General features: G+C 72.2%; 14 protein-coding genes. 9 read left to right on the top strand and 5 right to left on the bottom strand.

The genetic code is table 11. From position 1 onward, the window contains the following. Positions 1-156 precede the first annotated feature (156 nt). The 3 genes from ACWFRU_RS17200 (at position 157) to ACWFRU_RS17210 (ending at position 2,022) form a co-directional block, all read left to right on the top strand. Complete coding sequence (locus ACWFRU_RS17200) at positions 157-408, top strand: hypothetical protein (RefSeq protein ID WP_453687738.1); 252 nt, start codon at positions 157-159, stop codon at positions 406-408. A gap of 67 nt (positions 409-475) precedes the next feature. Next, positions 476-1,243 (top strand): hypothetical protein, encoded by a 768-nt coding sequence (locus tag ACWFRU_RS17205; RefSeq protein ID WP_453687740.1) that lies wholly within the window; start codon positions 476-478, stop codon positions 1,241-1,243. A 185-nt stretch (positions 1,244-1,428) separates the two neighbouring features. Further along, complete coding sequence (locus ACWFRU_RS17210; protein ID WP_361843367.1) at positions 1,429-2,022, top strand: sigma-70 family RNA polymerase sigma factor; 594 nt, start codon at positions 1,429-1,431, stop codon at positions 2,020-2,022. A 39-nt stretch (positions 2,023-2,061) separates the two neighbouring features. Here ACWFRU_RS17210 and ACWFRU_RS17215 read toward each other — a convergent pair whose 3' ends face one another. Then, positions 2,062-2,931: a helix-turn-helix domain-containing protein gene (locus ACWFRU_RS17215; RefSeq protein WP_453687742.1), complete on the bottom strand. Its 870-nt coding sequence runs from the start codon at positions 2,929-2,931 to the stop codon at positions 2,062-2,064. A 235-nt stretch (positions 2,932-3,166) separates the two neighbouring features. Here ACWFRU_RS17215 and ACWFRU_RS17220 point away from each other — a divergent pair, with 235 nt between their 5' ends. Then, a complete protein-coding gene (locus tag ACWFRU_RS17220) occupies positions 3,167-4,030 on the top strand; it encodes an ABC transporter ATP-binding protein (RefSeq protein ID WP_453688298.1) in 864 nt (287 codons plus the stop codon). Then, entirely contained in the window at positions 4,027-4,893 is an 867-nt protein-coding gene (locus ACWFRU_RS17225; protein WP_453687744.1) for an ABC transporter permease, read from the top strand. The genes ACWFRU_RS17220 and ACWFRU_RS17225 overlap by 4 nt, the downstream gene beginning before the upstream one ends. Positions 4,894-4,938: 45 nt before the next feature. Here ACWFRU_RS17225 and ACWFRU_RS17230 read toward each other — a convergent pair whose 3' ends face one another. Together ACWFRU_RS17230 and ACWFRU_RS17235 are read right to left on the bottom strand one after the other, a co-directional pair. Continuing rightward, on the bottom strand, positions 4,939-5,343 hold the full coding sequence (locus ACWFRU_RS17230; protein ID WP_453687745.1) for a CoA-binding protein: 405 nt from the start codon (positions 5,341-5,343) through the stop codon (positions 4,939-4,941). Positions 5,344-5,381: 38 nt separating this feature from the next. Further along, a complete protein-coding gene (locus ACWFRU_RS17235) occupies positions 5,382-5,957 on the bottom strand; it encodes a TerD family protein (RefSeq protein ID WP_363206712.1) in 576 nt (191 codons plus the stop codon). Positions 5,958-6,142: 185 nt separating this feature from the next. On the opposite strand from ACWFRU_RS17235, the gene ACWFRU_RS17240 reads away from it, so the two are divergent. Further along, complete coding sequence (locus tag ACWFRU_RS17240; RefSeq protein WP_453687747.1) at positions 6,143-6,820, top strand: thiaminase II/PqqC family protein; 678 nt, start codon at positions 6,143-6,145, stop codon at positions 6,818-6,820. Between the two features lie 14 nt (positions 6,821-6,834). On the opposite strand, the gene ACWFRU_RS17245 is transcribed toward ACWFRU_RS17240, so the two are convergent. Further along, the gene (locus ACWFRU_RS17245; RefSeq protein ID WP_453687748.1) at positions 6,835-7,479 is read right to left on the bottom strand and encodes a TetR/AcrR family transcriptional regulator C-terminal domain-containing protein; all 645 of its coding nucleotides are present in this window, start codon (positions 7,477-7,479) and stop codon (positions 6,835-6,837) included. A 173-nt stretch (positions 7,480-7,652) separates the two neighbouring features. Between ACWFRU_RS17245 and ACWFRU_RS17250 the strand changes: the two genes are divergently transcribed. Together ACWFRU_RS17250 and ACWFRU_RS17255 are read left to right on the top strand one after the other, a co-directional pair. Further along, entirely contained in the window at positions 7,653-9,101 is a 1,449-nt protein-coding gene (locus ACWFRU_RS17250) for an APC family permease (protein WP_453687750.1), read from the top strand. 17 nt (positions 9,102-9,118) lie between these two features. Then, positions 9,119-10,747 (top strand): amidohydrolase, encoded by a 1,629-nt coding sequence (locus ACWFRU_RS17255; protein WP_453687752.1) that lies wholly within the window; start codon positions 9,119-9,121, stop codon positions 10,745-10,747. Here ACWFRU_RS17255 and ACWFRU_RS17260 read toward each other — a convergent pair. Beyond that, positions 10,722-11,402 (bottom strand): 4'-phosphopantetheinyl transferase family protein, encoded by a 681-nt coding sequence (locus ACWFRU_RS17260; RefSeq protein ID WP_453688300.1) that lies wholly within the window; start codon positions 11,400-11,402, stop codon positions 10,722-10,724. The two genes, ACWFRU_RS17255 and ACWFRU_RS17260, sit on opposite strands and share 26 nt — an antisense overlap. Positions 11,403-11,515: 113 nt before the next feature. Between ACWFRU_RS17260 and ACWFRU_RS17265 the strand changes: the two genes are divergently transcribed. Continuing rightward, positions 11,516-12,142: a YigZ family protein gene (locus ACWFRU_RS17265; protein ID WP_453687754.1), complete on the top strand. Its 627-nt coding sequence runs from the start codon at positions 11,516-11,518 to the stop codon at positions 12,140-12,142. Positions 12,143-12,154 lie beyond the last annotated feature (12 nt).

The raw sequence follows: 12,154 nt of genomic DNA on the forward strand, positions 1-12,154 counted from the left end.
CATACCTGAAGCTCGATTGAGGTCAAGTGGGCGGTAGGTCGCGGGAACTCAAGTCCCCGCGCGGCCGACTCCTGAACAGGCGCGGCCGCGACGGTACCGCGCTGTCGCGTCACGAGTGTCAGGAGGACGAGTGTCAGGGATGAGCGAGTGTCAGGGATGAGCGACCGGTCCCCCCTGCCCCTGCTCGGCGGTTTCCTCGTGCTGCTCGCGGTGATCTTCGCGGTGTCGTACGCCGTGGGGTCGGCCGTCGGGCCGGGCGCCCCCGCCACACAGCGGACCGAGACCGAGACCGGGACAGAGACCGAGACCGGGAGAGAGACCGAGTCCGGGACGCATGAGGGGGACATGGGCGGCATGCACTCCGGCGACGACATGGGGGACATGCACTCCGGCGCCCCCGGCCGATGAGCACGGCGGGGTCAATTCGCGTACCCATCCGTGAAAGGAGGGGCGCGAATGCAAGGATGTCCCCGCCATGACTGCTGGAGGGTGTTCTCGCGCGGTACGGGCCGCGGTGTTCGCGGCCGTCTGTGTGCTGCTCGCTGCCCTGGGGCACGTCATGATGTCGGGGACCTCGGTGCCCTGGTGGACGCTGGGAGCCGGAGCCGTCGGGGTCGGCGGCACGGCGTGGCTGCTCGCCGGGCGCGAACGGGGGCTGCCCCTGGTCGTCTCCGCGGCGGTGGCCGCTCAGGCCGCGCTGCACTCCGGGTTCTCCCTGGCCCAGGCCGCCGCGCAGCCATCGGCCGGAGTGCCGCTCCTGCGGCGCTGGGTGCAGCACATGCTCTGCGCCGCGCCGATGGGCGCCGACTCGATGGGCAGCATGGGGCGGGGGCAGGGCTCGGCCATGTCCGCGCCGATGCCCGACGCGAGCACGGCGCCCATGCCCGCCATGCCCGCGTCCTCGATGGGCTCCGCCATGGAGCACATGGAGCACATGGATCACATGGGCGGCGGCCACGACATGAGCGGCATGTCGCCGACCGGCATGCTCGCCGCCCACCTGCTCGCCGCGCTCCTCTGCGGCCTCTGGCTCGCGCACGGCGAACGCGCGGCCTTCCGTGTCGCGCGTGCCTTCGCCGCGTGGCTCGTCGCCCCGCTGCGGGTGCCTCTCGCACTGCCCACGCCCGCACACCGGCCCCGTATCCGGTTCCACCGCCACCGTTCGGCGGGCCGGCCGCGGCAGTTGCTCCTTGTCCACGCCATCACTTCTCGGGGTCCGCCCGCGGGGACCGCTGTCGCCTGACAGCCGGCTCCCCGACGCCGTTCCCGCGCGCCATCGCGCGCGGCCTGACGGCTCGGGCATCGGTTCCGCGCACTCTCGCGCGGCCGTACCCCCCTCACCGGACCCGCCGGACGCTCTACGCACGTACGCACGTACGCACGTACGCACGGCGTGTCCGGGTCCCGGAATCCCGAGAAGGACACCAGGTGATCATTCCTGCCCTGCCCAGCTCACCCGACGAGTCGATAACGGCCTGGGCGCTCGCCGCCCGCGCCGGAGACCCCGAAGCGGTCGAGCACTTCGTACGCGCCCTCCACCGGGACGTCCGCCGGTACGTGACGTACCTCGGCGGCGACCCGCAGGCCGCCGACGACCTGACGCAGGACACGTTCCTGCGCGCCCTCGGCAGCCTGCACCGGTTCGAAGGGCGCTCTTCAGCCCGTACGTGGCTGCTCTCCATCGCCCGGCGCGCGGTGATCGACAGCCTGCGGCACGCCGCGGCCAGGCCCCGCCTCTGCGACACGGACGACTGGCAGTCCGCCGCGGAGCGGGCCCAGCCGAGGGGCCTGCCGGGCTTCGACGACGGCGTGGTCCTCGCCGACCTGCTCGCGACACTGCCCGACGAACGGCGTGAGGCCTTCGTCCTCACCCAGCTCCTCGGCCTGCCCTACGCCGAGGCCGCGCTGCTCACCGGCTGCCCGGTGGGCACGGTCCGCTCGCGCGTGGCGCGGGCCCGGATCGCCCTGATGGAGCGCCTGCGGGAAGCCGAGCGCCCCGCTCTGGTGGGCGCGGCGGCCTGACGCCCCCCGGCCGCCGGGGGGTGGCCGTGCCCAGGCAACCTAGGCGCGGCCACCCCCCAAGGCCCGGAGCTGCGCCGGAGTGAGACGGTCCGCTCCAGCGCAGCTCAGGGCCTCGGTCACGCGGTCCTGCGGCCACCCCAGTGCGGTGGCCAGTTGGGCCACCGGGAGCGCTGTGCCCGCGTGCCGCTGTGCGGCCAGGACGGTCAGCGCGTCCTCGACGACTCCGGAGCCACCGCTCATGTCGTCGCTGAGGGTCGCGAAGAACTGGCTCATGTGGGCGAGCCTGGCCCCGGCGGGCGTAGCCGCGTCGAGGAGTTCCACTCCCCGCTGGGCGGTCTCCGCCCACATCGCGTGCTTCTGGGCGCTGGTCGTCCAGGCCCGGAGCCAGACGTCGTCGTCGATGACGTACCGCCGGCGACGCTGCCCGGGCTCCTGTTCGCGTCGGATCACCTCAAGGCCCTCCAGGTAGCGGACGGCCAGGGACACCGAGGCGGGGCTGACCCGCAGCCGCTGGACCAGGTCCGCGGCGGTGAGGCTGCCGGAGTCGTCGGTGATGAGCCGAGCGAGGACCCGGGCGGCCATGCGGGGCACCCCGGTCCTGACCATCAGGGCCGCGAGGTGCTCGGCGAAGTCACGTACGGCGTCGGGGTCGCGGCCGTACGCGTCGGGGGGAGCGGCCGGATCGCGGCGCGGGATTCGCTTGCGCCGCCGGGCGCGCCGCTCGGTGGCCAGGTGGGCGTGGTCGACGCGGTAACCCCGCGGGCCGCCGTTGCGGGCCACCTCGCGGCTGACGGTCGAGGTGGGCCTGTCGATGCGCCGGGCGATCTCGGCGTACCCGAGCCCTTCGGCCAGGCCCGCGCCGATGTCCCGGCGGTCCTGATGGGTCAGCCTGCCACCCGGCACGGGCATCGGCCCCCTTCCCTCTGATCGTGGTGAGGGTTTCGCGGTCTTGCGTTCAACGGCAAGTCCATTGCAATGAATCCACGAAATTCCCTGTGTGGAGCCGCTGTTCGTCCAGTTATTCATTGAAGACGTGTTGAACGCAACGTAGCTTCGCCGATATCCGCTGTCCGCACGGATACGGGGAGGAGTCGAGGTGACGAAGACGAGCGAGGACGTGGTGCTCGATGTCGAGGGGCTGCGCATGCGCTACGGCACGGCCGACGTCCTGCGTGAGGTGACGTTCCGGGCGCGGCACGGCGAAGTGCTCGCGCTGCTCGGGCCGAACGGGGCGGGCAAGACCACCACGATCGAGATCATGGAAGGGTTCCGGATGCGTTCGGCGGGCCGGGTCCAGGTGCTCGGCACGGACCCGGCGCACGGCACCGAGGCATGGCGTGCGCGCATCGGGGTCGTCCTGCAGTCCTGGCGCGACCACGGCAAGTGGCGGGTGCGTGAGCTGCTCGCGCACCTCGGGAGGTATTACGCGCCGTACTCGACCGGCACGATCCGGCGCCCATGGGACACCGACGAACTCATGGCCGCGGTTGGCCTGTCCTCGCACGCCGACAAGAAGGTCAAGACACTGTCCGGCGGGCAGCGGCGCAGGCTGGACGTGGCGATCGGCATCGTGGGCCGCCCCGAAGTGCTGTTTCTGGACGAGCCCACGGCTGGCTTCGATCCGGAGGCGCGGCAGGAGTTCCACGGGCTGGTCCGCCGCCTCGCCGACGACCACGAGACCACGGTCCTGCTCACGACGCACGACCTGGACGAGGCGGCCAGACTCGCCGACCGCATCGTGATCCTCGCCGGGGGACGGATCATCGCGGACGGTTCGCCCGACGAGCTGGCGCGGCGGATCGCGGGGCAGGACGAGGTGCGCTGGACGTGTGGCGGGCGGCGCTTCGTCAGGACGACGGCCGCGTCGACGGCGTTCGTCCGTGGGTTGTTCCGGGAGTACGGCGAGGCCGTAGGTGAACTGGAGGTCCGCCGGGCCTCGTTGCAGGACACGTACCTGGCGTTGGTGCGAGGCGAGGGCGAGACCGGCAAGGCGGTGACGACGCTGTGAACGCGACGCGTGCGACGTCCGTGACGCGTGCGTCCGTGCGCGCGGGCTTGGCGCGTGGCCTGATCGAACTGCGGCAGTCCTTCACCAACGGCGGCGACGTGCTGTCCCACCTGCTCTGGCCGGTCCTGATGCTGACCGTCCTCTTCTTCATGAGGGACACGGCCTTCGGTGCGAGCGGGCTCCTGCTCGGCACCCTGGCCCTGCCCAGCATCCTCGGCATGAACGCCGCGATGGGCATGGTCAGCATGAGCCAGGCGCTCACCGCCGAACGGGAGGACGGCACCCTGCTGCGCGCCAAGGCGACACCGAACGGGATGCCGGGCTACCTCATCGGCAAGGTCGTCTCCGTGTCCGGCGGCCTGCTCGCCGACCTCGCGATCCTGCTGATCCCGGGAATCCTGCTCGTGGAGGGCCTCGCGTTCGGCGGCGCCGGCTCCTGGCTGACGCTGGCCTGGGTCCTCGTCCTGGGGATGCTCGCGACCCTGCCCATCGGCGCGGTGCTCGGGTCGGTGTTCACCAGCGCGCGCAGCCAAGGGCTCATCCAGCTCCCGATCCTGGGCCTGATCGCGATTTCCGGGATCTTCTACCCGATCACCGCGATGCCGGACTGGCTGCAGGGTGTCGCCCAGGTTTTCCCCATCTACTGGCTCGGGCTCGGCATGCGCTCGGCCCTGCTGCCGGACAGTGCGGTCGGCATCGAGATCGCCGACTCCTGGCGGCACTGGGAGACGGCCGGAGTGCTGGGGTTGTGGGCCGTGGCCGGCCTGCTGGTGGCCCCGGTCGTGCTGCGCCGGATGGCCCGCAAGGAGTCGGGCTCCAGCGTGGCGCGGCGCCGGGAGAAGGCGCTGCGACGGGTGGGTTGAGGAACCCACCCGTCGCAGCACCGTCCCCGCACGGCCGGCGGAGCGTCAGAGCATCGGCAGTTCGATCGCCGGGCACCGGTCCATCACCATCTCGAGGCCCGCGGCCCGGGTCCGCTCGTACGCCGCCTCGTCGATGACGCCCAGTTGGAACCAGACCGCCCGGGCGCCGATCGCGACGGCTTCCTCGGCGGCCTGGCCCGCGAGGGCGCTGTTGAGGAAGACGTCGACGACGTCGATCTTGAAGGGCACCGCGGAGAGGGACGGATAGCCCTTCTCGCCGTGCACCGTCTCGGCCTTGGGGTGGATCGGGACGACCCGCTTCCCGTACCGCTGCAGGACGCCGGCGACCCCGTACGCCGCCCGCTCCTCGTTCGTGGACAGGCCCACGACCGCCCAGGTGTCCCCGAGTTCCGTCAGGATCTTGCGCACTGTTGCCGGATCGCCGTACACGTCCCGCTCCTTCTGTTGCCGTTCGTCAGACGCGCACGTCAGACATTCACGCCGAAGTCCGACGCGATGCCGCGCAGCCCACTGGCATAACCCTGGCCGACCGCGCGGAATTTCCACTCCGCGCCATGGCGGTAGAGCTCGCCGAAGACCATGGCGGTCTCCGTCGACGCGTCCTCGGAGAGGTCGTAGCGGGCGATCTCCACGTTGTCGGCCTGGTTGACGACGCGGATGAAGGCGTTGCGGACCTGGCCGAAGCTCTGGCCGCGGTTCTCGGCGTCGTGGATGGACACCGGGAAGACGATCTTCGTGATCTCGGCGGGCACCTGAGCGAGGTTCACCTTCACCGCCTCGTCGTCGCCCTCGCCCTCGCCGGTGAGGTTGTCGCCGGTGTGCTCGACCGAGCCGTCGGGGCTCTTGAGCTGGTTGTAGAAGATGAAGTGCTGGTCGGAGACGACCTTCCCCGAGTCGTCGCAGAGCAGGGCGCTGGCGTCCAGGTCGTAGTCCGTGCCGGTGGTCGTGCGGACGTCCCAGCCCAGGCCGACCAGGACGGCGGTGAGGCCGGGGGCCTCCTTGCTGAGCGAGACATTGCCGCCCTTGGCCAGGGAAACTCCCACGATGTCCTCCTGAAGTCCTGAGATGAAGTGCGTACCGGCCGTGGTCAGGGCCGGGAACTAAAAACTACAACACTGTAGAAAGAGGCGGGATGGCCTGCCCCCTCGTACCGCGTCCCGTTACGATGTGGCGCTCCTTGAGGGGCCGTCAAGAGAGCCGGTTCTGCCGAAGGCGGGAAGGACGGACGATGACACGGACCGCACAGGAACTGCTCGACGACGTGGTGGCGCGGCTCGCGCCCGATCCGGCGGCCAACCCGCTCGTCCCACGCCTCGCGGACGGCACCGCGAATCGTTCCGCGATCACCGCTCTCGCGCTGGAGCAGCGCTCCGTTATCCCCGCCGACCGCCGCTCCTTCCTGCACCTGGCCGCACGCTCGGCCGACGCGGGCGAATCCGAGTGCGAGGCGTTCTTCCGCACCCTCGCCGAGGGCGAGACGCTCGCCTTCGACCGCCTCGGCGCCCTGGTCGCCGCGTGCGGGGTGGACAAGGCCGACGCCGACGCGTACGAGCCGCGGGCGGGCTGCCAGGCCTACCCGGCGTACGTGGCCTGGCTCGCCCTGAACGGCACCCCCGTCGACGTGGTCCTCGCCCTGACCGCCAACTTCGTCTCCTGGGGCGCCTATTGCGCGACGCTGGCCGATGCCCTGCCGGCGCACTACGGCTTCAGCGAGGAGGCCTGCGGGTTCTTCGCCTTCTTCGCCGAGCCCGCTCCCGACCTGGAGCGGCAGGCGCTTGCCGCGGTGCGTGCGGGCATGGGTCATGGGCTTGACGCGACCGGTTTCGCCTTGCGTCACGGGCAGTTGCTCCAGCGCTACGAGGCGATGTTCTGGGAGACCCTCGCCGACCCGGCACGCGGCCTCTGAGCGTCTGAGTCCGCCTACTCCCCGCGCAATTCCGCCAGTTGGGCCACGAGGCCTCGGATCAACGCGTCCAGCCCCGACGCGAACGCGTCCTCGGCCCGCCTCGCCTTGTCGCCGTCGGCGGCACTCTCCAGGGCGGCCGCCAGGACGGGTACGCGGGGCGCGTGCCCGGCAGCGTCGATCATCATCGGCGGCGCCACGAGGTCGAGCGCCGAGCCGAGGAGGAAGGACTCGACGCTGGTCAGCGCCGCGATCAGCCGCCCCTGCGGCCACCCGCCACGGGCCAGGGCCGCCACGACGGCCTCGTACATGCCGAGCGTGGCCGGTGAGCTGATCGTGGTGGTGGCGAGCAGGTCGATGGAGTGCGGGTGCCTGGCGAAGGCGTCGCGGTACGAACGGGCCCACGCGGCAAGGGCGTCGGGCCACGGCAGCGTGTCGAAGGCGGAGACGTCCATCTCCTCGACGATCAGGCGTCGTACGCCCTCGATGACCTCGGCGCGGCCGTCCAGATGGTTGTAGAGCGAGGCGGTCCGCACCCCGAGGCGTGCCGCGAGGCGGGGCAGGCTGAAGGCGTCGGCCCCCTCGGCGTCGATCAGCGAGAGGGCCTCCCGCGCTATCAGATCCGCGTCGAGCATCGGTATGCGCGGTCTTCCTCTGCCCATGACCCGTCAACTCCCATTTCCGTGTGGGGTGTTCTCCGGGCCGATCCCCGGGGCCTTCCCCTGAGTCTTCCTGTGGGCGGGGTCTTCACAGCCGCCCGTGTGCAGAGTACGGTCCTGCCCAGCCGCGACTAAAGGCTTTAGTTTTCCCCCTCTTGCTGCCCGGGAGCACCCGCGTGACCGCACCCCCCTCCCACGCCGCCAAGGGCCTCGGCGGCGGCGCCGTCGGCACCGGCGATCTCGTCTTCTTCGTCGTGGCCGCCGCGGCGCCGCTGACCGTGATGGCCGGAGTGGCCCCGCTGGCGATCGGCATGGCGGGCCGGGCGGCGCCCCTCGGGTACCTGATGTCGGGGCTGCTGCTCATCGTCTTCGCGGCCGGGTTCACGGCGATGAGCCGCTTCGTGCGCAACGCGGGCGCCTTCTACGCCTACATCGGGCGCGGGCTCGGGCGTCCCGCGGGCGCCGGGTCCGCGTACGTGGCGCTGTTCTCGTACAACGCCATCGAGGTCGGACTGCTCGTCGCCTTCGGGTGGTTCACCGAGTCCGGGTTCGACGACCTGACCGGGGTCCGCGTGGCCTGGTGGATCTGGGCGCTCGCCGGGCTCGCCGCGATCGGTGTACTCGGCTACCTGAAGGTCACGTTCAGCGCCAAGGTCCTCGGTGCCGCCCTGATCCTCGAAGTCCTCGTACTGCTCGTCCTCGAAGCCGGTCTGTTCGCGCACGGCGGTGGCCCGCGGGGCTTCGACCTCGGCACGCTCTCGCCCGAACACCTGGGCGGGCCGGGCGTCGGCGGCATGTTCGTGCTCGCCGTCGGCGCGTTCGTCGGGTTCGAGGCGACGGCCATCTACGCGGAGGAGGCGCGGGAGCCCGAACGCACGGTGCCGCGCGCCACCTACATCGCCGTGGCCTTCCTCGCGCTCTTCTACACCTTCACCGTGTGGACGATCATCAACGCGTACGGCTCCGACCGCGCCCAGGCCGTCGCCAACGGCGAGGGCGGCGCCGACATGGTCTTCGCGGCCACCGAACGGTTCGCGGGGGCCTGGGCCGCCGACTCCATGCACGTGCTGATCATCACCAGCGCCTTCGCCGCGACCCTCGCCTTCCACAACGGCGCCGCCCGCTACTTCTACGCCCTGGGCCGCGAAGGGCTGTTGCCGCGCAGCCTCGCCACCGTGTCCCCGAAGACGCGGGCACCGGTCGCGGCGGTCGTGGCGCAGTCGGGGATCGCGCTGGCCGTGGTCGCCGTGACCGCCGTCAGCGGCGCCGATCCCTACACCGTCACCTTCCTGTGGAGCAACGGCTCCGGCATCCTCGGCGTGATGCTGCTGCAGGCGCTCGCCGCGCTCGCCGTGTACGGCTTCTTCCGGCGCGACCGCAGGGGCATGTCCGCCTGGCGGGTTCTCGTGGCCCCGCTGGTCGCGTGCGCGGGCCTCGCGGTGCTCATCGCCCTGGTGTGCGCCCACCTCGATCTCCTGACGGGCGCTTCGGGCGGCGTCAACGCGGCGCTGATCGCGCCGCTGCCCGTGCTGTTCGTGGCGGGCACGGCACTGGCCCTGCGGATCAGACGCCGCGATCCACGGGCGTACGAACGGCTGACGACAGTGGACGCGGAAAGCGTGTGACGGAGGAGCGGAACAGCATGGCGGACGAGAAGCTGACGTGGGTCTTCCTGGGGGCGGTCCGCACCGGAAGCGATGGTCACGCGGACACCACGGCACTCGCCGTACGCGACGGACGCGTCGTCGCGCTCGGGGACGAGGCGCGCGGCCTGGCCGAAGTGGCGGACGAGGTCGTCGAGTTGGGGGAAGGGCTGCTCATGCCCGCCTTCGGGGACGGTCACGCCCATCCTCTCTTCGGCGGTCTGGAGAGCTTCGGCCCGCAGATCAAGGACCTCACCTCGGTCGCCGCGATCGTCGCGGAGGTCGGGCGGTGGGCCGCCGCGCACCCGGACGCGGCGTGGATCGTCGGCGCGTCCTACGACCCCGCCCTCGCGCCCGACGGCGAGTTCGACGCCCGGTGGCTCGACGCGGCGGTGAGCGATCGGCCCGTCGTGCTGCGGGCCCACGACTACCACACGGTGTGGTGCAACTCGGAGGCGCTGCGCAGGGCCGGTGTACGGGACTCGACGCCGGACCCGCGGCTCGGCTGGATCGTCCGGCGCCCCGACGGCTCGCCGATGGGCACCCTGCGCGAGTGGCACGCCTGCGACCTGGTGCTCGACCAGGTGCCCGCGCGCGAGGAGGCCGAACTGGTCGAAGCCGTGCGTCGCGCGGGCCGGGCGTACGCGCGCGCGGGCATCACCTGGGTGCAGGACGCCTGGGTGGAGCCGGAGATGGTGGAGGCCTATCTCGCGGCTGCCCGGCTCGGCGCGCTGAGCGTCCGCGTGGACCTGGCGCAGCGCGCGGACCCTGACCGCTGGCGCGCGCAGCGCAAGCAGTTCGACGCGGCGCGTGCGCGGGTGAACGTCGAGGGAGGCCCGATGCTGTCCGCGCGCACGGTGAAGTACTTCAGCGACGGCGTGATCGAGGGCGGTACGGCCGCCCTGCTCGACCCCTATCTGGACGCGCCGCACAGCTGCGGCATGCCCGTATGGGAGCCGGGCGCGCTCACCGAGGCGGTGTGCGCGTTCGACGCCGACGGATTCCAGACGCACATCCACGCCATCGGCGACGCGGGCGTACGGGCCGCGCTCGACGCGGTGGAGGCCGCGGTCCACGCCAATCCCGCCTGGGACCGGCGGCCCGTGATCACCCACGTCCAGCTCGTCGACCCGGCCGACCTGCCGCGCTTCGCCGCGCTCGGCGTCATCGCGAACTTCGAGCCGCTGTGGGCGCAGCCCGACCCGCTCCAGACCGATCTGTCCATGCCGAGGATCGGCGCCGAACGCTCCGGGCGGCAGTACCCGATGGGGGAGTTGGCCCGCGACGGGGTGCGGCTCTCCTTCGGCAGCGACTGGCCCGTCAGTTCGTACGAGCCGCTGGAGGGCATCCAAGTCGCGGTGACCAGGCGCACGTTCGACGGCGTGCCCGAGGGCGGCTGGATCCCGGATCAGCGGCTCACCGTGGAGCAGGCGCTCGCCGCGGCCACCAGCGGCGTCGCACATCAGGCCGGTGCGGACGACCGCGGCGCCCTCGTGCCCGGTGCGCCCGCGGACCTGGTCAGGCTCTCCGCCGATCCGCGCGCCGTCGACCCGATGGCCGTCCGGCAGGTGCGGGTGCTCGGCACCTGGCTCGCCGGGGTGCCTACCTTCCGGGCGGGGCAGGAGTGAGGGGCAGGACGATGGCGGTGACGGCCACGCCGTCGCGCATCAGCCAGTTGCCCGCGAAGCCCGTCAGCTCACGCCCCGCCACGGTCGGCCCGGGGACGAGGAGCGCCGCGGTGAACGTGCCGTCCGGGGCCAGGTCGAGGCGCGCGTCCTCGAAGCCGAGCCAGCGGCCGGTGAGCGGGAACCACGTCTTGTAGACGGATTCCTTGGCACTGAAGAGCAGCCGGTCCCAGGGGACATCGGGGTGCCGGACGGCCAGCTCGGCGAGGGCCGCGCGCTCCGACTCGTCCGAGACCAGCTTCAGGACATCGGGGTCGGCGAGCGGAGCAGCCGGTTCCGCGTCGATGCCGACGGAGGTGACCTCGGAGGCGCGGGCCACGGCGGCGGCCCGGTAGCCCGCGCAGTGCGTCATGCTGCCGACGATGCCGTCGGGCCAGCGCGGGGCGCCTTTGGGGCCCGGCAGTATCGGCGCGGGCGGCACGCCGAGCCCGGCCAGTGCGGTGCGGGCGCACTGCCGGACCGTGGCGAACTCGCGGCGCCGCTTGTCCACGGCCCGCGCCACGACGTCCGCCTCCTCGGGAAACAGGAAGGGATCGGCCGGATCGTCGCGGGTCTCCACGACGGTGACGGGCGCGGCGGCGAGCAGCGCCCCCAACACGTCAGTGGCGCCGGAGACTTGGCGTACGCGATCAGAAGGTGACGTCACAACGGGTCACGGTACCGGGGTCGTGACCTGCGCGGGGGTGTGAGGGCAGGGCCTACTCTGGCGGGATGCACGACGAGTACCGCACAGTGGCCCGCGAGGCCGTGCACGAGATCGAGATCAACCGCTCGCGCTTCCTGTGCGCCCTCGCGCCCGCCGCCACCGAGGAGGAGGCCCAGGCGTTCGTCGCGCGTATCCGCAAGGAGCACCCGTCCGCCTCGCACAACTGCTTCGCGTACGTCATCGGGGCCGACGCCGGGGTGCAGAAGGCGAGCGACGACGGGGAGCCCGGCGGCACCGCGGGGGTGCCGATGCTCCAGATGCTGCTGCGTCGCGACATGCGGTACGTCGTGGCCGTCGTGACCCGCTACTACGGCGGGGTCAAGCTCGGCGCCGGCGGTCTGATCAGGGCCTACGGAGGAGCGGTCGGCGAGGCGCTCGACGCGGTCGGCACGCTGACCCGCAGGCGCTTCAGGCTCGCCACCGTCACGGTCGACCACCAGCGCGCGGGCAAGATCCAGAACGATCTGCGGTCGGCGGGGCGCGAGGTGCGTGACGTGCGGTACGGGGACGCGGTGACCATCGAGATCGGCCTCCCCGACGCCGACGTCGAGGCGTTCAGGGCCTGGCTGGCGGACGCGACCGCGGGCGCCGCGGTCTTCGAGCCCGGGGGAGAGGCGTACGGGGACGCCTGACGCCCGGCGGGT

It is taken from the genome of Streptomyces sp. NPDC055099, assembly GCF_053607685.1.